General features: G+C 41.9%; 24 protein-coding genes. 7 read left to right on the forward strand and 17 right to left on the reverse strand.

Annotated elements, in window-relative coordinates; translation table 11 throughout:
- Nucleotides 1-8: 8 nt before the first annotated feature.
- Both EXT47_RS04060 and EXT47_RS04065 read left to right on the forward strand, forming a co-directional pair.
- A complete protein-coding gene (locus EXT47_RS04060; protein WP_039496771.1) occupies nt 9-1973 on the forward strand; it encodes a pre-peptidase C-terminal domain-containing protein in 1965 nt (654 codons plus the stop codon).
- A 256-nt stretch (nt 1974-2229) separates the two neighbouring features.
- Entirely contained in the window at nt 2230-3957 is a 1728-nt protein-coding gene (locus EXT47_RS04065; protein ID WP_130125941.1) for a hypothetical protein, read from the forward strand.
- A gap of 74 nt (nt 3958-4031) precedes the next feature.
- Here EXT47_RS04065 and EXT47_RS04070 read toward each other — a convergent pair whose 3' ends face one another.
- A complete protein-coding gene (locus EXT47_RS04070) occupies nt 4032-6260 on the reverse strand; it encodes a TonB-dependent receptor (protein WP_130125942.1) in 2229 nt (742 codons plus the stop codon).
- A gap of 139 nt (nt 6261-6399) precedes the next feature.
- Here EXT47_RS04070 and EXT47_RS04075 point away from each other — a divergent pair, with 139 nt between their 5' ends.
- Complete coding sequence (locus EXT47_RS04075) at nt 6400-6870, forward strand: DUF4920 domain-containing protein (RefSeq protein ID WP_039496774.1); 471 nt, start codon at nt 6400-6402, stop codon at nt 6868-6870.
- A gap of 3 nt (nt 6871-6873) precedes the next feature.
- On the opposite strand, the gene EXT47_RS04080 is transcribed toward EXT47_RS04075, so the two are convergent.
- The 5 genes from EXT47_RS04080 to EXT47_RS04100 all read right to left on the reverse strand — a co-directional run bounded on the left by EXT47_RS04080 (nt 6874) and on the right by EXT47_RS04100 (nt 11514).
- A complete protein-coding gene (locus EXT47_RS04080; RefSeq protein ID WP_017216263.1) occupies nt 6874-7362 on the reverse strand; it encodes a hypothetical protein in 489 nt (162 codons plus the stop codon).
- Between the two features lie 115 nt (nt 7363-7477).
- Complete coding sequence (locus EXT47_RS04085; protein WP_130125943.1) at nt 7478-8158, reverse strand: hypothetical protein; 681 nt, start codon at nt 8156-8158, stop codon at nt 7478-7480.
- A gap of 313 nt (nt 8159-8471) precedes the next feature.
- The gene (gene phaC / locus EXT47_RS04090) at nt 8472-10238 is read right to left on the reverse strand and encodes a class I poly(R)-hydroxyalkanoic acid synthase (RefSeq protein WP_130125944.1); all 1767 of its coding nucleotides are present in this window, start codon (nt 10236-10238) and stop codon (nt 8472-8474) included.
- A 62-nt stretch (nt 10239-10300) separates the two neighbouring features.
- The gene (locus EXT47_RS04095) at nt 10301-10648 is read right to left on the reverse strand and encodes a phasin family protein (RefSeq protein ID WP_017216260.1); all 348 of its coding nucleotides are present in this window, start codon (nt 10646-10648) and stop codon (nt 10301-10303) included.
- Between the two features lie 116 nt (nt 10649-10764).
- Nucleotides 10765-11514, reverse strand: coding sequence for an SDR family oxidoreductase (locus EXT47_RS04100; RefSeq protein WP_039496779.1), 750 nt, complete (start codon nt 11512-11514; stop codon nt 10765-10767).
- A gap of 215 nt (nt 11515-11729) precedes the next feature.
- Between EXT47_RS04100 and EXT47_RS04105 the strand changes: the two genes are divergently transcribed.
- Both EXT47_RS04105 and EXT47_RS04110 read left to right on the forward strand, forming a co-directional pair.
- Nucleotides 11730-12272, forward strand: a complete 543-nt coding sequence (locus tag EXT47_RS04105; RefSeq protein WP_039496781.1) for a hypothetical protein — start codon at nt 11730-11732, stop codon at nt 12270-12272.
- 171 nt (nt 12273-12443) lie between these two features.
- Complete coding sequence (locus tag EXT47_RS04110) at nt 12444-13748, forward strand: DUF4910 domain-containing protein (protein ID WP_039496784.1); 1305 nt, start codon at nt 12444-12446, stop codon at nt 13746-13748.
- Between the two features lie 55 nt (nt 13749-13803).
- On the opposite strand, the gene EXT47_RS04115 is transcribed toward EXT47_RS04110, so the two are convergent.
- Complete coding sequence (locus tag EXT47_RS04115; RefSeq protein WP_039496786.1) at nt 13804-14046, reverse strand: acyl carrier protein; 243 nt, start codon at nt 14044-14046, stop codon at nt 13804-13806.
- Between the two features lie 142 nt (nt 14047-14188).
- Between EXT47_RS04115 and EXT47_RS04120 the strand changes: the two genes are divergently transcribed.
- Both EXT47_RS04120 and EXT47_RS04125 read left to right on the forward strand, forming a co-directional pair.
- A complete protein-coding gene (locus tag EXT47_RS04120) occupies nt 14189-15163 on the forward strand; it encodes a YhdH/YhfP family quinone oxidoreductase (protein WP_165383792.1) in 975 nt (324 codons plus the stop codon).
- Nucleotides 15160-15621 (forward strand): 3-hydroxyacyl-ACP dehydratase FabZ family protein, encoded by a 462-nt coding sequence (locus EXT47_RS04125; RefSeq protein ID WP_052258352.1) that lies wholly within the window; start codon nt 15160-15162, stop codon nt 15619-15621. The genes EXT47_RS04120 and EXT47_RS04125 overlap by 4 nt, the downstream gene beginning before the upstream one ends.
- 51 nt (nt 15622-15672) lie before the next feature.
- On the opposite strand, the gene EXT47_RS04130 is transcribed toward EXT47_RS04125, so the two are convergent.
- From EXT47_RS04130 to EXT47_RS04175, 10 genes are read right to left on the reverse strand one after another with little or no spacing between them, the layout of a single operon-like run.
- Nucleotides 15673-16590, reverse strand: a complete 918-nt coding sequence (locus EXT47_RS04130; RefSeq protein ID WP_039496789.1) for an AAC(3) family N-acetyltransferase — start codon at nt 16588-16590, stop codon at nt 15673-15675.
- Nucleotides 16591-16601: 11 nt separating this feature from the next.
- Nucleotides 16602-17570, reverse strand: coding sequence for a transketolase family protein (locus EXT47_RS04135; protein WP_039496791.1), 969 nt, complete (start codon nt 17568-17570; stop codon nt 16602-16604).
- A complete protein-coding gene (locus EXT47_RS04140; RefSeq protein ID WP_052258354.1) occupies nt 17554-18399 on the reverse strand; it encodes a transketolase in 846 nt (281 codons plus the stop codon). The genes EXT47_RS04135 and EXT47_RS04140 overlap by 17 nt, the downstream gene beginning before the upstream one ends.
- A gap of 11 nt (nt 18400-18410) precedes the next feature.
- A complete protein-coding gene (locus EXT47_RS04145) occupies nt 18411-19157 on the reverse strand; it encodes an SDR family NAD(P)-dependent oxidoreductase (RefSeq protein WP_130125946.1) in 747 nt (248 codons plus the stop codon).
- Nucleotides 19154-19573 carry a hypothetical protein gene (locus tag EXT47_RS04150; RefSeq protein WP_130125947.1) on the reverse strand — a complete coding sequence of 140 codons (420 nt, stop codon included), beginning with the start codon at nt 19571-19573 and terminating at the stop codon, nt 19154-19156. Before EXT47_RS04150 ends, EXT47_RS04145 begins: the two co-directional genes overlap by 4 nt.
- The gene (locus tag EXT47_RS04155) at nt 19573-21177 is read right to left on the reverse strand and encodes a GMC family oxidoreductase (RefSeq protein WP_130125948.1); all 1605 of its coding nucleotides are present in this window, start codon (nt 21175-21177) and stop codon (nt 19573-19575) included. Before EXT47_RS04155 ends, EXT47_RS04150 begins: the two co-directional genes overlap by 1 nt.
- Nucleotides 21174-21647, reverse strand: coding sequence for a 3-hydroxyacyl-ACP dehydratase FabZ (gene fabZ, locus EXT47_RS04160; protein ID WP_039496798.1), 474 nt, complete (start codon nt 21645-21647; stop codon nt 21174-21176). The genes EXT47_RS04155 and fabZ overlap by 4 nt, the downstream gene beginning before the upstream one ends.
- A gap of 26 nt (nt 21648-21673) precedes the next feature.
- On the reverse strand, nt 21674-22888 hold the full coding sequence (locus EXT47_RS04165) for an acyl-CoA reductase (RefSeq protein ID WP_130125949.1): 1215 nt from the start codon (nt 22886-22888) through the stop codon (nt 21674-21676).
- Nucleotides 22869-23954, reverse strand: a complete 1086-nt coding sequence (locus EXT47_RS04170; protein WP_130125950.1) for an acyl-protein synthetase — start codon at nt 23952-23954, stop codon at nt 22869-22871. Before EXT47_RS04170 ends, EXT47_RS04165 begins: the two co-directional genes overlap by 20 nt.
- Nucleotides 23939-25351: an AMP-binding protein gene (locus tag EXT47_RS04175; RefSeq protein WP_130125951.1), complete on the reverse strand. Its 1413-nt coding sequence runs from the start codon at nt 25349-25351 to the stop codon at nt 23939-23941. Before EXT47_RS04175 ends, EXT47_RS04170 begins: the two co-directional genes overlap by 16 nt.
- Between the last annotated feature and the right edge of the window lie 327 nt (nt 25352-25678).

Raw genomic sequence — 25678 nt, forward strand, 5'->3', positions numbered from 1 at the left:
CCAAGGAAATGAAATATACTCAAATGGCAACTTTTGTGGTTGCAGCTGGTCTATCTTGTAGCAGTTTTGCTGCGAGTGACTACCATCGTCTTGTGTGGGACGCCAGTCCAAGCACTTCAGCAACCATAGGATTTACACCCACGTCAGGCACTAATCATATTGTTAAATATGGCAGCACAACGGATGAGCAGAGCTGGCAAAGTGCTGCGGTCAGCGCAACGTATACCTTTGACGGTGGCCTCTCAAGTTCATTTGTGAAATTAACCGGCTTAACCCCAGATAGTGCGGTTTATTATCGTGTTTGTGATTCACAAGGTTGCGGTCAGCGTTTGTGGTTCAGAACTGCGCCGCAAACGGCGTCAGGGATCACTGCTGTAGCTGGTGGTGATACGCGCACGGGTTGGACAACACGCCGTAAAGGCAATGAGTTGATCGCTAAAATTCGACCGCTATTTATTATGCATGGTGGCGATTACACCAATGCAAACTCCGTTTCTGAAATGCGTGAATACTTAAAAGATTGGCAATTAACCTTTTCGGATGATTTGATTGATGGCCTTGCATACAAGCGAATTTATCCATTTGTAGCAACACATGGCAATCACGAAGACGATAACTACAAAACGCTATGCGAAGTATTTGGCGTAGATTATGACCAAGATGGTGCGTGTACAGCAAAAGATACCTATGGTGCTTTTAACGTGGCGGGGCTGTTAAGGGTTTATACCTTAAATAGCCAATTTAAAAATAGTGGCTGGTCGAGCTATGCCACAGCGATGAACAATTGGCTGAAAAGCGACTTACAGTCTCAGGGCAACAGCGCAACGTGGCGTATCGCTCAATATCACAAGCCGATGTATCCTCACTATTCAGGTAAGTCAGATAACACCATATTACACACTTGGTGGGCACAAGACTTTTATAATAATGCGATGAACTTAGTGGTAGAGTCCGATACTCATATCAATAAACTGACTTACGCACTAACGCCTACCAGCAATGGCTTTACAGCAACGACCCAAGGCGGCACCGTTTATGTGGGTGAGGGAAGCTGGGGTGCACCGGCGAGAAGCGCCAATGATCCAAAAAGCTGGACTATCGACCTTGCGAGTATTCAACAGTTTAAAGTGTTGAGTGTGACAAACGATAAGCTTACTGTTCGAACTGCTGAGTTTTCAAGCAATGCAACTGCCTTATCTAAAGCGCAGCGAGATGCCGATCCGCTCGCATTACCGATGAATATGACATGGTGGTATGCCGCCGAAATTGGTGATGAACTGAATCTGATCAAAGCAAGCAATAATCTATCTGTGATAGAAACTCCCGTTATTGAGCCGCCAGCTGCAATTGAACTTATCAGTGGTCAAACACAAGCGAATGTCACTGGTGCTAAGTCTTCTCAGACACTTTATTACATTGATGTGCCAGCAGGAGCAACGCAGCTAAAAGTTGAAACGGCGGGCGGCAGTGGGGATGTAGATATGTATGTGCGCTTTAATGCGGAACCAACGACACAAAACTACGATTGTCGACCCTATAAATCAGGTAATAGTGAAGCCTGTACAATTACTCCAGTACAAACAGGTCGTTACTATGTCATGCTTGAAGGCTATGAGAGTTATTCAGGCGTTGCGCTAATGGCTACGGTTTATACTGACACTCCTCCAGATCAAGGTAATAGCCAGCAATGGTTGGATCAATCCGCCAGTAAAGGTCAGTGGCAGTATTATACTTTTGACGTGGCACAGGGAACACAGAGCCTGCAAGTAAAGGCATCGGGTGGTACTGGAGATGCTGATTTATATCTGCGTTTTGGTCAACAACCAAATAGTAATACCTACGAATGTCGGCCTTATGAAAATGGCAATAATGAAACGTGCACAATCACCAATCCAAATGCGGGAACATGGCATATTGGGCTCTATGGTTACGCCGCTTTTTCAGGGTTGACTCTACAAGCAGAAAGTCAATAATCCTGTAAATGAGAGCTTGGTGGTTATTGGTGTAACGATCAAGCTCATTTTAAAACTGACCGAATATTGAGAGTAGCTTGATCATTCACAATTAATGGAATTGAGACAATAATCGAGGTACAATACCGCTGCATTTTTGGACATGCAATTGTCTTTATGCAACGACCTCTGACGCGCGCAATCGTTGCGGTTCGTAGGGAAGAATAAATTTACCACGTGTTTGGCTATGTACCGTGGTGATAACAAGGAATCAATTATGAATACAAAACTTCTCGTTGGCTTAGGTGCTGTGGCTATTGCCGTTGGTGCTTATGTAACCACTCAATCATCTTCTTCAAGCATTGCGATGGAGCAACTGGAATACGTTCCGGCTGATACCGCTGTATTTTGGGGGCAATTAACGCCTTTTGAGCAGCAAAAATATTTATCTTTTATGCCTGAAGCGCTTAGAAAAGTACAAAACCTTGAAGAAGCAACTGGGCTGCTTAGAAAAGAAAATGACAAACATCTGAATTTTCTGGCGACGTTATTAGAGCAGTACAATCTAGCGATGACATCCCCTGAGCAAATGAAAGCTATCTTAGGTATGGGTGAGACAGTTAGAAGTGTATTCTACACCGTTGGTTTGTTACCGACGCTGCGTTATGAGCTTGCAGATCCTGAAGCTTTTCAGCGCACAATAAAAATGGCTGCAAAAGATGCCGAAATCACATACCAAGAAGATACGCTTGATGGCGTCGCATTAACGCGTTATCAGCTTGAGTTCGCGCCAGAAGCTAAAATTGAGCTTATCACATCCGTGCAGGGTCAATGGGTAACGACGACATTTAACACGCCAATTAATACTGAAGCGGATTTAAAAGTTGCTTTGGGTATTGCCAAACCAGCCCAGTCACTGGCGCAATCTGGCAAACTTGAGCAATACAATACGCAGTTTGGTTTTGATGGTTCGTCAATTGCGTTTCTGAACCATGTGGCTATCGTCGATGGTATTACTGCAAATAAGCAGTCTGATTTGACTCGTATGTTAAATAACCTATTGCAGCTAGGTGGTGGTACTGAGAAATTAGCAGCGGTACGTGCTCCTGAGTGTCAGGCGGACTACAGTGAAATCGCTAACCTGTGGCCTGCAACGGTATTGGGTACCAAGAATATCAAATTTACTAGTTCCGTAATCGACTTTGAAGTTGATACTGTTGTGGTGGGTAAAGATGCTGAACTGATGAAAGCGCTTGGGTCGATCCGTGGCTTTATTCCTGCGCACGTCACCAACGGTGAAGAGAAAGTACTAGGGTTTGGCTATGGTGTTGATGTTGCAAAAGTCGCACCGCTTGTAAACACCCTTTGGGGCCGTTTTACTAAAGCTGAATTCAAGTGTTCTGAACTCGTTGCACTACAGCAGCAAGCGAAACAAAACAGCCCAATGGCTATTGCGATGATGACAGGCATGGCGAACTCGGTTAAAGGCGTGAGTGCATCTGTTTTTGATCTTGTTATGGAGCCAAATGACCAAGGCATGCCGGAACCTAAAACGTTTGATGCTCTAGTCACATTGTCTGCCGAAGATCCTTTAGTACTTGTTAATACGGTGAAAGGGCTTGCACCTATGCTGGGTCAAATTCAAATCCCAGAAGATGGTACTCCGGTTTCAATTAACCAGTACATTCCATCTCCACAGCCATTGGGTATGGATATCAAGCTAGCGGTTAAAGGCGATCACTTAGTGTTGTTTACGGGTGAAAAGGCGACAATTATTGCTGAGAAAATGGCAAGCCAAGCGCTAGAAACTAATGGCATGACGCATTTCAGTATGGATATGCAAGCGTTTTTAGCACCAATGTTAGAAGCGGCAAAAGCGACTGGTCAACCAATGCCTGAAGGTATTGATGCACTTTTACAGCAAAATATGGTGTTTGAGTTTAGTATGGATGTTGCAGATCATGGCCTTGTATTTGGCACTGATATGAAGTTGAAAAAACTATAACGAACAAAAATCAAATGATGTTAAAAATGCCGACTTTAAGTCGGCATTTTTTTTCTAAAACCACATTTGCTTTGTCAAAATTGGTAGCTTATCGTCGCTTTAATGTTTCTGCCAAGCTCTGCGGGGTCGTTTGCTTCACTTGCTGGCGCGCGCAAATAACGCTTATCCGTTAGGTTGTCTACACCAAGTCGGGCAGAAAAACCTGATAATACTCCCTCGCCTTGGTATTTTACGTTGAGGTTGTAGATAGTATAGGTTCCGGTACCGTATCCGCGTGTGATGAGATCTTCGCTAAGGCGCTGTTGAGCTCGGTAGTGTAGTAATTGAAAACCTATGTTTAGATTACTGTTCAATTGGTAATTGGTGTTCCAAGTTAGCTTATCTGCTGGCGCTTCAGAATATGGTTGGCGCGTAGGGTCAATAGTGCCTAAAAAGAAATTAGGTACACCGACGACATCCATATTCATAGAGGCGTATCCTAGGTAAAAGTCTAATTTTTTAAATGAATACTGTGCTTCAATTTCAATACCATGACTAAATAACTTACCAATATTTTTCGCACTGTAGTCACGATGTGTGGCGACAGGCACACCATTGCTGGGTTTGGGACCGGGTGAGCCGAGTTGCTTATTACCGCTTTCATCGATGTAATACATAAAAGGTACATTGTCGATGTAATTATTTATCTCACTATCGAAGTACATGGCTTTTACGCTGAAATTATCCGCGAAGGATAGGTCCTGCCAGCTCAAACCAAAACCAACTTCGTAACTTTGGGAGTCTTCGGCTTTTAAATCTGGTTGTGGTTCGCTAAAGCAAATTTTTCCACCAATGTGACACCTCCATTCGTCTTTTTTATACAACTCTTGGAGCGAAGGGGCTCGAAATGCCTCTGCGGCTTTAGCGTAAAAATTAAGATAATCCGCGACTTTAAAAGTTACTCCTAACTCGCTAGAAAGCTCAGAATCATCATTATCGGAATAGCCTGTAAAGTGATTACTTGAACGGGTGTATTTATCGAATCTCACACCACCTGTGAGGAGTAATCTCTCATTTAAAAACTGACTTTGATCGATAACAGAAAGAGACCAACTCGAGGCATCGCTATCGCCATAGTAAGTTGATTTATCAGTAGGGTTTTCGTCCCATTGTTGTTGGTCGAAGCTTTCGGACTCGTACTGCGCTTCAATGGCTAATTTGTGCTTTATCTTGCCATTGAAAGTAGCCAAGTTAGCAATTCTCAGGCCTTTACGCGTACTTTCTCCATTTTTCCCACCATCATAGTTAATTTTGTTGCTGTCGCGTTCAATATAACCTTTGGTGATTTCATCATAGGTTTTGCGCGCAAAAAGTGCCTGTACATCTAGGTCTACCAGCTCGCTAGCCCCTTGATATGTATAGTTGAGCATTCCTTCCAAGTAGTCATTTTTGTAATCTTCAGCAAGCGTGGGATAGGCCAATGCTAAGTCTATACGCTGGGCATACGGCTGATCGATTGACTCGGTTTTACTGAAATCAACTTTACTACTCAAAGTATGGTATTCATTGATGTACCATGTATTTTTAAGCGCGAGGTTTTGACGTTTTGATTGGTTTTTTATTTTACTGATCTGTTGAATGCTATCGTCTTCAGAAGCTTTGGTGTCTGCTACGACATCAATATCGTTAAACTCTACTTGGCCGAGGGATAAGACAGTATCGCTGTGCTCATTAAGATGGAATAGACTGACATTAATGTCATTGGCATCCGATACAGATAAATGGGTGACCGAAGCTTTGCCGCCAAACCCATGCTGGTCATTTAGGTAATCAGCAGCGTTTTTAGTAACTAGCCGTATACTACCTCCGATGGCTCCAGAGCCGACAGTTAAAGAGTCGGCACCTCGTAATACTTGCACTTGCTTTAATTGATCAGGGTTAATTCCTAAGGAATTAATTTGTGCGATATTTTGGCTGCCGTCCGAATCAATTTTACGTTTTACATTGTCTACAGAGATGTGTATTCGTTCACCGTATAACCCTCGAATGGCGGGTTGTCCAGAGAGCGGCGTCACGCTACCAAATAGTTCAACATTAGGGAGAGTCTTGAGTAATTGGTTTAAATCAGATGCTTGTTGCCGTGCTATTTGTTCTTCCGTTAGCGCTGAAACTGATGCGGCGACATCGTGGTTTAATGTTGCTAATTTATGTCCCAATACCTCTATTTTTTCAATATCGGAATGGGGCGATGCGGGCGTTTCAGCGTATGCGGCAAAGCCATAGAGCGTTGCAAGAATGGATAAAGAGAGAGTAGAGAGTTTCATATTATTAATCCTTAATAAAAACAATTACCATTTGCAGTTGCGGCGAGGGTGTTAGTTGTTATAAGATCTAATTGCAATAAATAATTACTTATAGTTATATATTTGAAGGCGTTACTATTCTGACTTTTAAGGAAAAAACATGAAGAAAAACAAATTGCTCTGTGGTTTAGTTACCGTACTTTTGATGTCAACGGCTGACGCTAAAACAACCGAGTTTGGTGGCGGTGCGAATATGAACAAACTTGTGGTCGCCGCAGATGTATTAAAAAACACTGAGCAGTTTGTAGGCAGTGAGATCACGCTGTCGGGTGAAGTGGTCAAGGTGTGTAAAAAACGCGGTTGTTGGATGACACTGAAAGTAGATAACGGCGAGGAAATAAACGTAAAGGTACGGGATGGCGATATGGTTTTTCCAATGTCCGCCATTGGAAAGCAAGCCTATGCGACTGGAGTACTCGAGCAGTTCGAGTTAGACATTGAGAAAACGAAGCGTTATTTGGCTCATAGAGCACATGAAAACGGTGAAGTGTTTGATGCAAGCAAAGTCACTGAGGGAATGAATCTAGTTAGGCTCAAACCGGATGCAGTAACGATTTTAGAAGCACAATAAAAGCTATTTCACAAGTACAGCGTACTCGAAGTTTGTGCGCTGTGAATTTGGACTGATCACTACTTGGTAAGTGTCAGCGCCAAGCATCACATAATTTACTTTGCCGACTTTAAGTGGCTTTGGTGTACTATCTAAGTCCATGATCCAGACACCAGTTTCCGTATCCGGAGCCAAGTTTATTAAGGTTCTTCCGGCGTTATTTGGAATATATAAAGCGGCATTGCTACTTTTACCCCAAATCGCTTTGAGTTTGTGGTTTTCCGACACTAATGTGTAATCCGCAGGACCGGAAGGGCGCATATCGGTCTGACGTTTGATTTCACACTGTTCACATTGAATTGAGGGAGCTGATAGGTGCGTTTGCAGCTGCCCATCAAAAATGATGCCTTCTGAGGCGATTCTCCACAAAGATTGACCTTCGCCCAGCTGGTGGCATCCCGACATCAGTAAGGCTGAAAATAGCAGGCTGTAATGTTTGTTGAAAATAGGCACCGGATCACCAAAAGAAACTAGTTAAACCGGTACAAATAGTAGCTAATCTTTAGCGCCAATATAAGGCCTTAACGTTAACGAATGTAAAAGGCCGCATCCTAGAAATACTTTGTGTTTAACTACTACAGCCGCTACCGCAACTTGAGCCACTACTACAACTTGAGTTTGAAGAGCTTGAGGAAGAGGTGCTGCTGTCGCCACTGTCCATTGACGTACACCCGATGTGTCCAGCATAGGTTGTAGTGCTGGAATCGCCTTTGGTAATGGGCTCTCGAAAATCGGTTGCCGAGTAGTAATAGCCATTTGGGATATTAAGTAAGGCATCCAGTGCGAATAATATAGGTAAAGCAGCTGGTCTTCGCGGGGATATGCGCTCGATGCTACAGCAGGCTCGCCATGTCTTACGTAGGCTGAGTTGAGCTTTGTTTTTCCCTTTCATTGCCTCAGATGGACAATGATGTAAGAAACGGTCAAAGGCCTCGTAGCAAAAAAAGTGATACTCTTGGGTGTGTAAAATAAATTCATGCCACAGCGCATCGACAACCCGAGAGGGCATAGCTAAGGATTGATCTTCGAGCAATAAGTTCGCTTGAAAAAACTGCTTAAGACCTAACTCAACTTGTGTCAGTTGCTCATTAGTAAGCTCTGGATAATGGTGGCTGAGTTTGGGTCTTAAATGTGTGAGGTCGTAATCTTGAATAAAACTACGTCTACGTGCCGTCGTTTTTACTTTTTGATATTGTAATACGCCAACAAAGGCTACGAACGCCGCAACAAGTATAAGAAATCCAATCATGTTATTTCCCTATATTTTTACGTTCTAGACTGACCGAATGTATAGAATGTGTCAATAACGGGAAATATTAGAAGCAAGATTGCTTGCCTCTAATTGATTTGATTGTAAGTTTCTTAAATAACCTGAGGTTTGGATAAGGAATGTTCCAACTCATTGCTTCTAAAGAATAACTTGGTTTTTTCCTTGTCTAGCCAGAGAGTTTTAGGGAAAACAAGGCGAATTTACGCACCAATAGCTGGCTATTGGAAGTGAATTCAACGCAGTTAGCGCTAAAACTGGCTGCTAGAAAGGCATTAATTATCCGCAGCTCAGGTTAAATACTCTGTTTGACGTATTCTCCGGGGGCATCGTAAATCCCCGGTTGTTCATCACTTTGTGCGGCACGAGCTGGGACTTGCTCTGGGTTTATTTGATGTAGCCACTGCGCCCAATGCGACCACCATGACCCGCTTTCATGCTTTGCCGAAGCAAGCCACTGGGCGGGGTTTTCTTGGTCTTGTCCATCAAACCAATAACCATATTTGTTTGCACTTGGCGGGTTGACCACTCCGGCAATATGGCCAGACTCACCAAGCACAAAGGTGAGCGGGCTGCTGAGCTTTTTAGTCCCCTCAAAAGTGCCTTGCCACAGCGCAATATGATCGTCACGGGTAGAGAGAAAGTAGACAGGTTGCTTTACTTTACTGAGGTCAATTTTAGTGCCACGAATACTGACAGACTTGTCTTCAATAAGCTGATTATTGAGATATAAGTCTCGTAAAATAAAGTTGTGGCAGGCCGCTGTTAGATTTGTACTATCACTATTCCAGTAGAGTAAATCTAAGTCGGCGGGCGCTTTGCCTTTGAGGTAGTTATTGACGAAGTAATTCCAATACAAGCTGTTTTCTCTCAGCATACTAAAAGAAGTACCGAGCAGGTGCCCTGACATCACGCCATTTTGATTATTATACTGTTCTAGCGCATTAATGGTGGGCTCATTGATAAATGCGCCAAGTTCTCCAGGCTGCGAGAAATCTAAAATTGTGGTCAGCAAGGTTGCACTTTTTACTCTTTGTTTGATGCGCTTAGCAGCAATATAGGCCATACACGTAGTGAGTAGAGTACCGCCGATACAATAACCCACAGTATGGATTTGCGTTTCGCCTGTTTGTTTTTCTGTTTGCTCTAAAGCACATAACACACCGTCGACGACATAGTCGTCAAACGCAATATTTGCCATGCTTGGATCTGGGTTTTTCCATGACATCATTAGCACGGTATACCCTTGTTCAAGTGCCCATTTAACCATCGAGTTATCTGCTCTCAAGTCCAAAATATAGTATTTATTAACAAATGGCGGCACGATAAGCAGGGGAGTCTTGTGCACTTGCTCCGTAGTCGGATGATATTGGATCAATTCAAACAAGTGGTTTTGGAATACCACTCTACCCGGTGTACAAGCCAGGTCTTCTCCAAGTGTATACGCATTTTCATTGGTCATGCTGACTCGGAGCATTTCAGTACTTTTGGTTAAATCTTTTTTTAAGCGCGCCAGTCCATCGAATAGATTCTGCCCGTTACTTTCTAGCGTCAGCTTGAGTAATTCTGGGTTGGTTGAAACAAAGTTGCTCGGTGATACTGAATTAACGGACTGTCTTGCAAAAAACGCTAATCGCTCTTTAAGTTTTGGGTCGAGACCTGGAGTATTTTCAATGGTGTTTTGTAGTGATTGTCCAAACCAAAGATAGCTTTGTTTTAGGTAGTTAAACCAAGGGTTCTCTTGCCAATCTGGGTCTACAAAGCGTTTGTCTCCACGCTCAGGGCTAATAATGTCTTCTTTCTCATCGGTAGTTTGCGGCATAAAACTGTTTTGAAAAATAGCAAACTGAGTTTGCCACCACGCATTTTGCTGTTTAATAAAGGTTTCCGGTTGCTGATTGAGTGCACTGAGCCAACTTTGTAAGTCGGCTTGGTTTTGCTCATTTAATGCATTTTGTAATGGATTCTCTTTACCAAAATTTGTCGCTGCGAGCTGCCACAATTCTTGGTTATATTGCCACCACGCAGTTAACCCTTGCTCAATATTTGCTTGAGTGCCCATACAGGTAGATCCTTTGTGTTGTTTGAACGGGTAAGGCGACCTAAGTCGCCCAAAATTGCAGGTTATTGCGCTTTCGCGGTTTTTAGGGTTTCTTTACCAAGAGATTCTAAGCTGTCTTTAAATTCTTGACCTAATTGAGAAAGCTTTTGACCATCTTGGATCATCTGTTGGCTTAGAGCGTTTAACGCGTTCAACTGACTTGCGTTAAAATCCATCATAGATTTTGCATCTTTGATTTCAGTCGCTTGCTTTAGCTGCTCAATGGATGTTTTAGTGATCTGTTCAGCCGAGTGCAGCTGAATTTTAGAGAGTGCTTCGATGTTTTTTGCTACGATTTGGTTAAACTGTACCGCTGGTGCAAAGAATTGCTCAGTTTGTTCGTTGAATGTTTTGAATAAATCGCTGTACATGGTCTTTTCCTTGTTATCGATTAAATTAACACAATGGATGATAGTGATTAGTTAGCACCACCGAACATCAGGTACAGCTCGCTCCCTCGGTGGTATTTAACCTGAGGTTATTTAGGTTATTGCATATATAGGCCGCCATTGAGCGACAGGGTTTCGCCAGTAATGTAACCGGCTGCTTTTGATGCTAAGTAAGCAACTGCAGCTGCAACTTCGTCAGGCGTGGCTAAACGTTGCATCGGTACTTGTGCTTTTATGCTATTTAATACGTCTTCACGCATGGCGCTTACCATAGGCGTTTCTGTGTAGCCTGGTGCTACTGCATTGACGGTGACACCGCTTCTTGCACCTTCATAGGCTAGCGCTTTGGTAAAACCAATCATGCCTGCTTTTGCGGCGGAATAATTAGCCTGCCCAAATTGACCTTTTAGGCCATTAACGCTGGAGATATTAACGATACGGCCTTGCTTATTTGCGCACATTGCCGCAAAGACTGGGTTGGTCATATTAAAGAGAGAATTTAAATTGGTGTTGATCACCTCGCTCCATTGCGCGTGGGTCATTTTTTTAAACGCTGAGTCGCGTGTGATCCCGGCGTTGTTTACGAGTAGATCGATATTCCCAAATTCTTGTAAGACCTGAGTCATCGCTGTGTGGCACTGCTCAGCATTAGTCACATCCAAGAATAAAGGTTTTACTGCCGCTGGGTTTATTTGTAGCGTGTTAAGCCAGAGATCAAAGTCGGCCTCATTACGCCTTTCGCTTGCTATCGCTACAACAAAAAAATCTTTTTCAATGAGTGTTTTCGTAATAGCAGAACCTATCCCACCAAAGGCACCAGTTACCACCGCAATTTGCTTGTTTTCCATAACGCTCCCGCGAAAAAAGAGGCTATACCAACATACTTCCTAGCCGAGTTAGCTTATCGAGTATTTTTGCTGGTATTTATGACAAATTGGTCGTGAGTTGATGTCAGTTTGAAGACAGCGGAAACGAAATTAGGAACGCACAACGTAAATTTAATTAAGTTTTTTCCAGCTTTTCCGATATGTATAGCAAACAGTGTCTATCCCAAGGAGTGAAAATGGATATTCAAATACATCAAGGTAGCTTATCACCGCTAAAGCAACAGACTGAATTGAAATCACAAGGCTCGGCCCAAGTTACTTCCAACCAGATAAAGACGAAATCACCAAGCGATGCGGAAGAAAAGCAAGAGGTACCCGCGATGCTCTCCAAAGAGCTTGATGATGAAGCAGCAGGTTATAAAGAAGATAACCCTGTATTTAAAGAGGATTATGAAAACTTAGAAAAGGCAATGGACCTTATTCAAGCGCAAATTCGTAAACTCCAAGAAAGAATTAATAAGCTGATGCAATCCCGAGAACAGCGATTTTTAAAAGTCGAACAGCACCCAGATGCGATTAATGATGAGCAGCAAGCTTTAATCGAACACGTAGGCAGTAAAAAGTACCGTGACCAAACAAAAGTAGATGAAGTGGAAGTGCTTGAAGAGCAGCTCTCTGAATTTAAACAGCAAGAAGCGGAGCTTCGCATTCAGATGTTAAAGATGATTTTGGCGGAGCGAGAACGGTTGGAAGAGCTTAAACGCAAAGGAAAACGGTAACTTTTTACCACTAAAAGGTAACAGTATGTTGTATAAGTAATTTTTGAGAGTTATATTTTATTGGATAATCTTTTGGAAATAATGCGTGGCGTGCCAACGATATCCATTTAGAGCAATAAACGCACTAGAAAAATAAAGTGTATCATATTCGGGAAATAAGGAGTTTAGAACGTGCAATATCAAGAGTCAGAGTTGTTTTATAGTGACCTTTTTGATGAGCTTTTCCCCATACTACGTTCAATCACGGGGCCAGGCTTGCGTCAGAGTTATGATATTTTCTCTCGTTATATGCCCTTGACAGTTCAGTCTATCCCGACAGGTACCTCGGTGTTTGATTGGACAGTTCCACAAGAGTGGCACTGTAATGATGCATACCTTCTAGATCCGGATGGGCAAAAAGTCGCCGATATGAAACGTTTAAATCTAGAAGTGGTAAATTACTCTGAGCCTGTAAATAGTGAGATTGAGCTCGAAGAATTGCAAAACCACCTATACAGCCTTCCTGAGTTACCGAATGCTATTCCATATGTAACTAGTTATTACAAAAAAAGGTGGGGGTTTTGTGTATCTCAGAATACTCGGGATAAGTTAAAACCCGGCACATATAAAGCGGTCATTGACAGCGAATTTGTTGATGGTCATTTGGATATTGCACAGACTGTCCTTGAGGGAGAATCAAAAAAGGAAATCCTGCTAAGTTCTTATTTATGTCATCCATCAATGGCAAATAATGAAATCAGTGGGCCTTTGGTGCTGCTCGGTTTATATCACCGAATTAAGCGCTGGCCACAGCGACGTTATTCGTATCGCTTTGCTTTGCATCCTGAAACAATTGGTAGTTTAGGGTTGCTTCATTTAGAGGGCGATTACTTAAAGGAAAATTTAGTTTCAGGTCTTGTAATCAACTGTATGGGTGGTGAGCCTGAAGAATTAGTATTCAAGCATAGTCGTAACGATAATGGATTGTTAGATAAACTGCTATATCACCTTAATGAACATGGCTTTCACCACCAAAACATTCCGTTCAGCCCATTAAGTGGTTCAGATGAGCGTCAATACAATTCACCAGGTTTTCAATTTCCAGTATGTTGCGTGAGTCGATGTTTTCATGCAGGTTACAGTGAGTATCATACTTCGTTAGACGATAAAGAAAATATGGGGATTAAACCGATATTGGATAGTATCGACAAACTTGAGAAGATTCTCATTGCGTTGGAGCAGACAGCAACGTTCGAGAACAAGTTTCCTTATGGTGAACCAAATTTAGGCAAGCGAGGGCTGTACCCGACATTGAGCTTTTTCAGCAAAGAAAGAGTTGGCCAATTAGAAGAGTTGAATCATATCAGGATGTTACTCAATTATAGTGATGGAAAGCATGACACGATAGATATTGCGAACTTATCGGGTTGTAGCGTAGTAGATATGGAAAGTGCGATCAGTAAATTAGAGCAACAAAGCGTTCTTGAAATGCTTTAGAAACGGAATGATAGCCAAGCTTTAAGCTTGTGCTATCATTTTTTAAAACTAGTTATTATACAACTTCAACATCATACTTTTTAAGTATGTTTTTCCCTTCGCCGTATGAACTAAAGTCTATGATATCTTCCATTTCTAACATGATATCAAATGCATCTTCTAATTCTGCAACGAGTCCCATGTGACCGACTGAGTCCCACTCAGGAATTGCTTGATAGCCGAAGTCATCGGTGAGCTGTGCTTCAGTGATGTCAAAAGCTGTAATAAAGGCCTGATTGTACTTTTCTAAGTTACTCATTTATTGTTCCTATTTGACGACGAGCAATAACTATTATTGTGAAAGAATATTCGTTGACTATCAATAGCATCTATAAAAGAATGTCAGTATCTTGATATATTAAAACACACTTGCCATGACAGAATACTATAATGCACTCGTAGTGGAAAAAAAATCTCCAAGAGAATTTGAATATCGAGTTAAAAGCTTGCCAGTGACACATCTACCTAGTTCTGAAGTACTCGTAAAAGTGCACTATTCTTCTTTAAATTATAAAGATATTTTATCCTGTCAGGGCAATCCTGCAGTGACTCGCCGCTTCCCTCATACTCCGGGGCTTGATGCAAGTGGGGTAGTTGAGCAATCAAATTCAGCTTTTTTTAAAAAAGGCGATAGAGTAGCTGTGTTTTGTACGCCATTGGGGATGAATTATCAGGGCGGTCTTGCAGAGTATATATGCGTACCTGCTGAGTGGCTCATCCGATTGCCAGAAAATATGTGCCTAGAGGAAGTAATGGTATATGGAACCGCAGGGTATACAGCAGCACTTGCCGTTGAAGCAATCGAAAAGCATGGTATCGACAAGTCAGCTAGTAAGGTTCTGGTAACTGGAGCTAGTGGTGGTCTTGGCAGTATCGCAGTATTACTTCTTAAGCATCTTGGTTATGACGTTGAAGTGAGTGTAACTCGGGAAAACGGTAAAGTTTTCCTTGAGAATTTAGGGGTCACCGCTATTGTTGATTTAAATGCGTCAGATGTGAAGACGACACAAAACTTATTGCCTTCAAGGTGGCAGGCAGTCATTGATGTGGCTGGTGGAGATGTGCTCGCTTGTATTTTAAAGCAGGTATCAGAGAATGGCATTGTTGTGAGCACAGGGCTTGTTGCGGGGACGCATTTTGAGACAAATGTATTACCTTTTATTCTTCGTGGGATCAGTCTAATAGGTATCAACGCGGAAGGAACCTCGGTCGAAAGTAGAAAAAGTCTACTGATAAAACTGGCCTCAATTTGGCGAAGTTCTGCGCTTTGCGATGTCTACACAAAAGTGAAATTAGCAGGGGTCAGTTGTGCTATTGAAAACTTTAAGGAGCAGAATATATATGGCAGAGTTGTAGTGGATATGGAAGCTAAATGATGATGAAAACTGCGGAACAAATATCTACCGCTTTGGATATAACCGCCCCTTTTTTAATGATCGATAATTACGAGTTGATTGAGAAAGGGAAAACGGCTATTGCGACAAAGTCTATCTCCGTTGATGATTGGTTTTTTGAATGTCATTTACCAAAATCTGGAGTCATGCCGGGCACATTGCAGATAGAAGGTATGTTACAAACGTTGGTGCTACTGATTTACGACTCATTTGAGCACGGAGAACATCGGGCTTATGTAAACAATATTAACGTTAAACTGATGAAAGCAGTCACAGTGGCCACTTGCTCGGAATTACGCTATGAAGCAACCATACTTTCTATGAGAAGGGGGATATGTAAGGGCGAAGTAATTGCTTTGTGTGACGGTACAAAAATTTGCGCAGGCACATTTAGTTATGCATCTCCACACTTAATGGCAGTCCCTAAGTCAGCTGAATGATTTACGACCAATAGCCTGAAATAACTGTTGGTCGTAAAAGGGCATTAATTATCAGTAGCTTTGGGTATTAATTAGCGCGTTTAACTCTTTGGTATACAGCTTATCTGCTACCTTGCCGGTTATCACTTCATGCTCTTGTTTCATCGGTCCATAGTAATCAACATATCGGTTATTTCCACTATTTAGATCTTGCAACATCATTTCATGTGCACAGAGTAGGTTGATGCTGTGAATGAGAAGAGGTCTTTTTAGTGTGGATAGGAGTTGGGATTCAATAACTGCTGCTTCTCTAAAGGCTCTATCTCCAGTATGGGTTAAAGAAGAAAAGTCACAAGTATCTAAGTCTCGAACATAAAACTGAGTTTCAATGTGCTGCTCTTTGCTGTTTTGTAAGAGCAGTGAACCTGAAAATGTTTTGACGTAGCGATAATCAACATCGGCACAATGCTCTGCATGGTGAATGCTTGAGAGTGATTTTACATAGTGATGCCCAACGCAGATTAGCTGAGTGTTGTTATTTATCACCCACTCAAAAATGGAATCGGGTCCAGTACTTTTAGCGATATAATTTTGTGTGAGAGAGGGGTAGGCGTGACCAAAAACTAAAAAGGAATAAAATGGTTGTTGAACTCTATGTTGCGGATATTGGGCTAACAACATTGCACCAAAAACACCGGTTTGTACTTCACTCTTGTAGGGAGAAAACGCTTTACTGTGAGGAAAACTAAAGTAAAACGAAGAAATAAGTAAAGATTCATTAGGTTTGAGTTGTTCTACCAATGAATCAACAATATATACTGCCGCTTTGTGCGCTTCTGTGTGTTTTACACCTGTTGCAGCAATCAGCATGCGAAAATCAACTGACAACCAATATACATCACTTTGACATTGATTAAAGCTCAATTGTACCGCTGATACGATATTATCAAGCGCTTGAGTGACAGAATGATGATTATGTTCAAATTGCATCTTTAATCCAATTACTTAGTGAGAAATGTTACTGCTTTTTGAGCTATTGATTTTGCGTCCAACCCTTGCTCGCCAAGCATATAATCGTAATCACCTGTTTTTATGTATGCATCGGGTAGGGCAACAGAAAGGTGACGAATACCACTGCCCAGAGGCGATAAATATTCAGCAATGGCGCTACCAAGGCCTCCAATTTTAGAGTGTTCCTCGACGGTGATAATAGGTCTGCCTTTGGCGATGATTTCTTGCAGTCTAGCTTCATCCAAAGGTTTGATAGTATGCATGTTAATGACGGATGCCGATATTCCTTGCTCCGCGAGTAATTCGGCGGCCTGCAAAGACTGGTAAACCATTGAGCCACAAGCGATAAGAGTTACATCACCCCCTTCCCTAAGCAGAATTGATTTTCCTATTTCAAATTGATAATCATCTGTGTAGACGATTGGACAGTTTGCTGTGCCTGTGAGGCGTATATACATGGGGCCTTTGAAACTAGCAGCGGATTCTACTAACTTCACGACTTCAACACAGTCTGCAGGGGACACAACGGTTAAATTTGGGATAGCACGCATGACCGCCATATCTTCGATTCCGAAGTGAGAGTTCCCCAAAAAGCCCATGCTTATCCCACCACCGATTGCGACAGCTTTAACATTTAGCTCCATGTAACCCAAATTCATTCGAATTTGTTCGCTTGCCCGCATGGCGATAAAGGGTGAAAAGGAAGAGGCAAAAACATTGTACCCCTCCTTTGCAAGTCCTGCTGCTACGCCAATCATGTTTTGCTCTGCAATACCAGCATTAAGAAACTTATCTGGGTAGGTCGTGCGAAAACGTTCTAACCCAGATGAACTCGCCAAATCAGCTGACATTACCATAAGGTCATCGTGCTTATCTGCTATGGCAAGAATTGCTTGACCATACACCCCTCTCGGACCGAGTCTCGCCCACTGGCGTGCGCTTTTAGACGTTATTTCCATTGTCGCTCCTTTCGTTATTTGAATTATTGAGGGCAGCGACAGCTGCTTCGTAATTAGTTTTAGTTAGACGATTGTGATGCCATGCGTTATCGCCTTCCATAAAAGAAACACCTTTTCCTTTAATCGTATTAGCGACGATGGCTTTAGGCTTATTTAGAGGAGCTTCTTCAAAAGCTTCAACAATGGCATCAATATCATGACCGTCAACTTCAATAACATGCCAGCCAAAAGCACGAAATCGTTCTGCCATATTGTCGATGCGAAGTACATCTTTTCCAAAGCCATCATTTTGTTGTTTGTTGTAGTCTATGATAGCGGTTAGGTTGTCCAGCTTTAGGTGGGATGCCAACATAGCAGCTTCCCATACGGAGCCTTCATTGGTTTCACCATCACCAACTAATGTATAGGTATGAAAAGGCTTTGCTTGTTTTTTAGCCGCGAAAGCGATTCCCACCGCCATTGATATGCCGTGACCCAAACTACCATTAGAGGACTCAATCCCTAAATCAAGATTCATCACGGGATGGGCGATTAGATCACTGCCATTTTGTTGAAAGGTATCAAAAACTTCTTGAGAAATGATGCCTGCGCCAAGCAGTGCAGGATAAAATCCAAGTACACCGTGGCCCTTACTTAAGATGAAACGGTCTCGTTCTGGCCAGCGAGGATCTTGGGCGTCAAAATTAAGTACTTTTCCATAGAGTACCGCCATGACATCAGTCATAGACAGAGCACCACCAATATGAGTAGATGTGCCACTGTGATAGCTAATATCGAGTATCTTTTGCCTCATGGTTCGTGCAAACTCAGTTAATTCTGGATAACTCATTACATTCCTCTTTAAATTAAACCGCCATCAACGTTGAGCACTTGGCCTGTGATGTGCGTCGCTAAATCACTACATAAGAACAAAGCTGTATTTGCAATGTCTTGAGGTATCGCAGCCTTTTTCAGTAAACTTTTAGCGACTAAGTCTATTCTTGCTTGGTCATCCATCTCTTCAGCCATATCGGTGCTAGTGACACCAGGCGCAATAGCATTCACCCTAATACCGCTATCTGCAAGCTCTACTGCCATACTTAGACTCGCGCGCTCAAACGCAGATTTGACACTTCCGTACGCTAGTGTACCGCGATCAATTTGATGCGTTGCACTTGAAAGAATATTGATTACACACCCTTGTTTTTGTCGCTGCATTAGTCTTGAAATCTGCTGAGTTAGCAATAACTGATTGAACAAATTCACTTCAAATAGCTGTTTAACATCATGCATTGAAGTCATTTGAAACAATCCACCCATTGCAACTCCAGCATTATTTATCAATATATCGACCGTTTTAGAAATTGCTCTAATATCTTTTATCGAGGATTTGACACTATCTTCATGGTTTAGATCTAATTTCACAAAGTGCAGATTATCTTGATGTGTCAAACTTGCCTTTGCGGTTTCAATGTCTCTGACAGCAGCGATTACCGTGCAACCATGTGCCAACAAGGTCTCGCTAATCGCTTTGCCGATCCCCCTGTTTGCGCCAGTTACAACGGCCACTTTATTTTTAGCAAGTTGCCCTGCAATGTAAGGTATCATATGACTTTCCTGTAAATAGGCCCACGTTCGTACACATCCTCAAGCAGCAGCCAGTCATCACTTTCCAAAGAGTTCCCGTCAGGAAAAGGAGGCACTGCGCCGGAACCAATTTTGGTTAATACGCTAGGGTGAGTGTAGTAGGCAGTAAGACATTGTTGGACGATATAATTGACTAAATAAACATCCACTCGCTTAGCTTTTTCAATGCAAAGTAAGTAGCTTTTTTCATCAAGGAAGGACAATGAGTTCGAAAACTTTTCTTGCGCAACATTATTCAAAATGAATAAAAACTCTTCAATTTGCTGTGGTTCTAATAGGTTTGCTACAGCCTTATCTATATGCAGATCCATCGCAGAGGGCATATTAAGGCTTGTATCTGAAGGTAAAATAACATCTAGAAATTGCGATAAACTCATTATACTACCCAACTCTTTATATTTTTACTGATGTGGTCACAAAACTTTAGAGTTAAAGCTTGGGCGGTAGCGACGGGGTTGACAGCTCCTGATGTGATAAAAACGCTGCTGTCGACGATGAAAAGGTTGCTTACCTCATGTGCTTGCCCATGCTCATTGACCACTGAATTTGTTTTATCTGCTCCCATTTTGGTTGTTCCCATTAGGTGCCAACCCGCATGTTTCACAGGATAATGAGCTGCTGAAATTTTCGCTCCGGCTTCGGCGAATAACTTTTTAGTTTGTTCGATACCATGCTCGAGCATTTTTTTTGTATTTTCATGTAGAGAATAGTGCACTTTGATACCGGGCATACCAAAACTATCCGTTTTCGAATAATCAAGCTCTATACGGTTTTCAGGATCTGGTAAATCCTCAGAAATGACGGCAATGCCCATATTATGGTTAAAATATTGCGAAAAGGCCTGATGATGGTTTTTTCCAAGAGGAATTCTTCTCGTTATGTATCCGGAGCACGCGCTATCTACTGCTGAAGAGCCCCTTAATACGTGCAATGTGTAGCCGCGTTTAAAGCCTCTATCTTCTTGCGTTTCATAAAATTGTTGAGAATAAATACTACAGCCCTGTGGACCGATGCTTGTATCAAGTGGTTCATCAAATACACCTTCGACATATGCGAGTGGATGTAGCATCAAATTGCGGCCAACGAGGTCATAGTTGTTTAATAGCCCATTAGGGAAAAGTTCGGATTTACTATTTAGTAGTAATCTAGGTGTACCTATCCCGCTACAAGCGAGAATGACAAGGGATGCGGCTAAAAATTGCTCATCTCCATGTTTGTCATAATATTTTACTCCTGTTGCTTTTTGTTCTTTATCAACTGGAATATCAAAAACACGGCATTCAGTCATTACTTGAACGCCTTGTAACTTTGCTTGCGGCCAGTAAGTAATATCAACGCTGCCTTTGGCACCTTGACTACACCCGGTATTACACGGGCCCAAATTTATGCAAGGAGGTCGGTTTTGGTGGTTTTTGGTATTGATAGCACTGTATGACGGCCACCAATGCCAGCCAAGCCGATTAAAAGCTTGAGCCAATTTTTTCGCACCTCGCCCCATCGCGACTGGCGGCAATAAGTTTTCATATTCAGGGTATGCAGTATCTCCAACTAACCCTGCAACGCCCATCATCTCTTCATTTTGATTAAAGTAAGGAGTGAGCGTCTGGTAGTCAAATGGCCAATCCTCTGCAACCTTATCAAGCTTATATGTGGCAAAGTCAGAAGGGTGAAAGCGCGGAAAGTGCCCTGAATATAAGATGGTACTACCACCAAAGCCATTAAAATTGGCAAGAGATATAGCGGAATTACTGTTATCAATTGGGTAATCAGCCTTGTTGGCTCTAACATTCGGGTCAAAACTCGCTGACCGTTGCTTATCTCGCTCCCAATCCGCTTTGGTCGTGGGGTATTGGGCTGGGTTAGATTCGCGACCTTGCTCAATACAAACTATAGATAGGTTGCTATCCTGGCTGAGACGCCAAGCAGCGGCTGCTCCACTTGCACCAGAGCCAACAATAATAATATCTACTTTAGCGGTCATAACTCAGTTTTCTTTTTTGGCAGATATTGCTCGAGGATTTCCGGGATGGTAATCATCATATCGGCCTCACAGGCTATTTCGCCATTAACCTTTGCCACGCCCCTGCCTTTACAAATACCTCTTTTCCAAGACAGTACTTCGGTTTCAATTTCAAACTTTTCACCTGGTTTTACTTCTCTTTTATAGCGCACGGTGTGTTGCAAGGCATGTGTTACTTTACCCTTTAAGCCGGGAAGAGTAGTAATCGCGACCGTTAGCATTTGCGCTAACGCTTCGAGTTGCAGGGCGCCAGGCATATTTGGACCATCAGGAAAGTGTACAGGGAAGTACCACTCATTCATGGTTAGATTTTTATAGCCTTTGGCATATTTCCCGGGAATAACTTCCTCAACATGGTCAATCATGAGAAAAGGGTAGCGGTTAGGTTGATATTCTTGTAGTTCAACACAGTTTAAACTGAATTTTTCCATTTTTTACAAAGCCTTGTTTAAATATCTTAGTCGATAGTTACGATTCGGGATAATGTCGTTATTATATCGTATCCATCCCATAAATTGTGCATATTCAGTGCGTTACCTATGGGGACTATACGATCAATTCCACTACAGCCATTGCTATAGATAAACTCAGCAATAGTACTTTTCTCAACGCCTAAATAGCTCAAAGTTTGCACTTTCTCGTTGATTAGCGGGGCAAGCTGCGCTATCGATTTAATTCTGGTTTCGTAGATTAAGCCACTCGTACCACGGAAGCTTTGTTGAGAAATATTGATGGATTTTACTTCAATCCTAGTAAGTTCAGGTGAAGCAATTTCAATATTGGCGATATCCTCATGGTCAATAGCTGCATTACAAGTATCCACAAACTTATTTAGTACCTGAATGTCTTCAATCGCGTATTTATCTGCCGCAATGTCAGCTAAGCATTGCCAAAGTCGACTTTTTGCTTCTATAACCGAAGAGTCATCACCAAGCCAAACACACAGCTGAGGTGATGAGCAGCCCGCTTGATCTAGCTGATATATATCATTATAAAAATGGTGGCAGTGGGTATTGATAAGGTCGTCAGAGCAACAGCTAATGTAGGCAGCATCAAGCAAACATAGAGAGTAGCGATCTGCAAACGCTATTTCTCTAGAGCGAGGAGGCGTGGCAAATTGGCGCATTTTATTAATGGTATGATCACCGCCCCAAATCACTCTTCCTGCTGCTTGGCTGAGCCAAAATGCAGTGACATCATCATTATGAGCATAGCGAATAAGAAAAACTCGTTGGGCGATTGATTGGTACTCAGACTCTAATAATAATTGCGAGAGAGTTTGTAACGCAATATCTGTGCTGCGGTTTGATTTAGATGACAAGCGCAAAACACAGCTATTACCTGCAAGTAGCGCAAATGCGAGTGAATAAGCAAAGTTTATCGGTACGTTTGCTGGGCAAATATGAAAGGTTAAACCCAGCCCTACAGATAGTCTGTTTGAGTAGGGGCCTGTTTTCATTGATAAAAGGTTGGCTTTTCTTAGCCAAAACGCGAGCGCCATTAGATCTGGAAGCGTATTTGCCTCTGGATGTCGTCGTAGCCTTGCTGAAAGTGTATTTAAAAACGATATGGTTTGCTCTTCCCAAGCCCTTGTTGGTTGAATATGAAAATCAGATGATGAACCAACTAAGGTGGTAAAGTGAGCTTGAATGTTATTTGGAATAAGTATCACTGCACCCTCTCACTTCCGCTTGCTTTACTCTACCCAGTACATCAAAATAGGTACCTTTCCAGCCGCACTGGCAGTCATCTTCTCCAAGCTTTACACCGATATCTTCACTTAAGATGCTGTGTCCAGGGTAGCTATGAGGGAGTGCAGAAATTAATTGAATAAGCCCCAAATTACCATCTTTAACTGGTTGTAATGTTTTAAAATCTCTAATTATTACTTCAGACCATGATGAGCAGTGGAAGTGGCCCTGTTTACACTCCATAAAGATAGACCCTGTTTGCTCAATCATACCGTAGTAATTGTGTACACTCTGGATTGCAGTAACGTTAGCTAATCTAGACTTAAAATGTGACTTGGTTACCTTATTTGCTTCTATTTTCTTCCAGCCACCACCATGAAGCAAAATACTTTCGGATAAATCAATTTTTTTGCACAATTGCTCTAAGGCTTCAACAAAATGAAGCCAAACTATATAAGTAAAGCCAAAGATAAACTTTTTCTGTCCTTGATATTTGTCTATGAATGCGTTGAGAGCATCAAAGTTTATTGTCATATCATCATTCAATGCGTAAGTGATGTCTCGCCCATACATTGAAAACCCTAAGATACCCGCAGTACGAGCCGAAAACTTTGTTCTATTTTTGACGGTAGACGGACAGTCGATAACTAGCATTGGAAGGCGCTGTTTACCAATTAAGTGAGTAACTAGTTTAGAGAGTATTTTTACTTGCAGCGCTGATGTTCTTTTATCTAGATAAATTTTGGAAACGGATTGTCCAGAGGTTCCCGAAGACATCATCGTCTTAATAACACTTTCTTGTGGTACACTTTTTAATTCTTGAGATTTAAATAGTCTGACTGGCAGAGGAAAAAACGGACTAAATGGGTGGCTATTTAAGTCAATATTAGGCATAGACTGCTTAAGCTTTGCAAATGGCGGACATTGAGACAAATGAAGTTGATCTAGTTCAGCCAACTTTGATATTAATACAGATTGCTTTTGCTGCTTAGGCCATGCGTATGGTGGCCAATCAGATAATATTACTTCATCTACTTCATAAGACATTGATAATCTACCTTGCCACTTTCTAATCGAGGAATGTGTGAAACAGTTTGAATTTTGATGGCTGTAAAATTAATGGAAAATAGTTCTGCGAACGTTTTTTTAAGTGTTCGTAGATCAATTTCTTCGCCATTTACAATGGCAATATTTAGCTTATCATCAGTGCCAAAAGCGACACTTTCATACCCTAATTCTTGCAACGTTGCTTCAACATGACTCAGAGATATACGATTTCCAAACACTTTGATAAAGCGCTTTAAACGGCCCTCAATGTAGAAATAGCCCTGTTTGCAGCTTGCTAAATCGCCTGTTTTCAAAATGCCTTGGTTTTCATCACCTTTAGATAAGTCGAAAATAGTTTCAGCGTAACCTAAGCATACATTATCTCCCTCATAGACGAGCTCGCCTATGTCGCCTGACTCTGTGATGTCGTTACCTTGCTCATCTTGGAGCCATAGTTTTCCTCTCGGAATTGCCTTACCGATACTGCCAAGGTGCGTATTCAAATCACTAGGCTGCATATAAGATATCCTCGGTGAAGCCTCTGTTTGACCGTACATCACCCAAAAATTAATACCCATTTTGTTCGTCAATGTTTGTATCTTTGACAAATATCGCTCTGCTAATTTACCACCTGCTTGTGTCATCGTTCTAAGATGGGGCAATTTCATGGTATCAAGCTTCATTCTCAGTAGTGATTCATAATGAAATGGTACTCCTGAGAAACTGGTAATTTCGTGAGCCGTCATATTTTCCCAAAATGACTTGTCCATTATCGTTTCATTTGTCAGATAAATTGAGGCACCAGCAAGTAAATGGCTGTTTACAATAGATAATCCATAAGAATAGCTTATAGGCAAATGTACAATAGCGCGCTCTAATGGGGTGATAGATAAATATTCTTTGATAGCTTGCGCGTTACTCAATAGGTTTTGTCTAGAAAATCTAACGAGTTTTGGTGAGCCGGTTGATCCCGAGGTTGAAGCCAAAAATGCCAATTGGGGGTGTAAAGAGTGAGGTTTATTTAAGGGGTCACATAGTAATTGATATTGATCCTGTGAGCTTAAAACTGTGTACTTAGAGAAAATACTTGCTTTCTTTGCTTTGGTTAAAACATAGTCAGGTCGGTATGTGCACACTAGCGTTTCGAGCTGCTCAGTTGCCATATTTGCACTTAAAAACAGTACTACGACTTCAGCCTCTATTGCTGCTAGGTAATGAACAAGGCATGGGTAATCATTATTTCCGATGATAAAAAGTAAAGCCTTTTGCTGTAAGGGTTTTGCTGCATTTGCAACATCATCAAGCAGCGCTCGATAAGTATAGGGTTCGCCGTTTTCAGTGATCACGGCAATGTGTTCTGGATACTGTTTGTTGATTACACTTTGAATCTTGGTCATAGGCTAAACTTTTGACGTTAAAACTGCTAATGGCATTACGCTTATTCTACAATAAAAATCCTGCAAAAATCGCGCCGATATCAGATGAGTATCACATGCTCAACGTGAACATATAAATAAAATATAGCGGTACGTTTAAAGCTGATATGAACTCAATGAATAGCGCTTACAACACCTGTAATGTTAGCTTAAACAAATAAAAACATTAACTTATAAGAAGAAGATAGAAAAGCATAACGTTAAAATCAGCGAAAATTCATCCAAATTTCATGGCGTCACTCTCACTACTTGCTAGCTTGAACACCCTTTGTAATTGATTTCAAAAGT

Source organism: Pseudoalteromonas sp. CO342X, assembly GCF_004208915.1.
Lineage (GTDB): Bacteria > Pseudomonadota > Gammaproteobacteria > Enterobacterales > Alteromonadaceae > Pseudoalteromonas > Pseudoalteromonas maricaloris.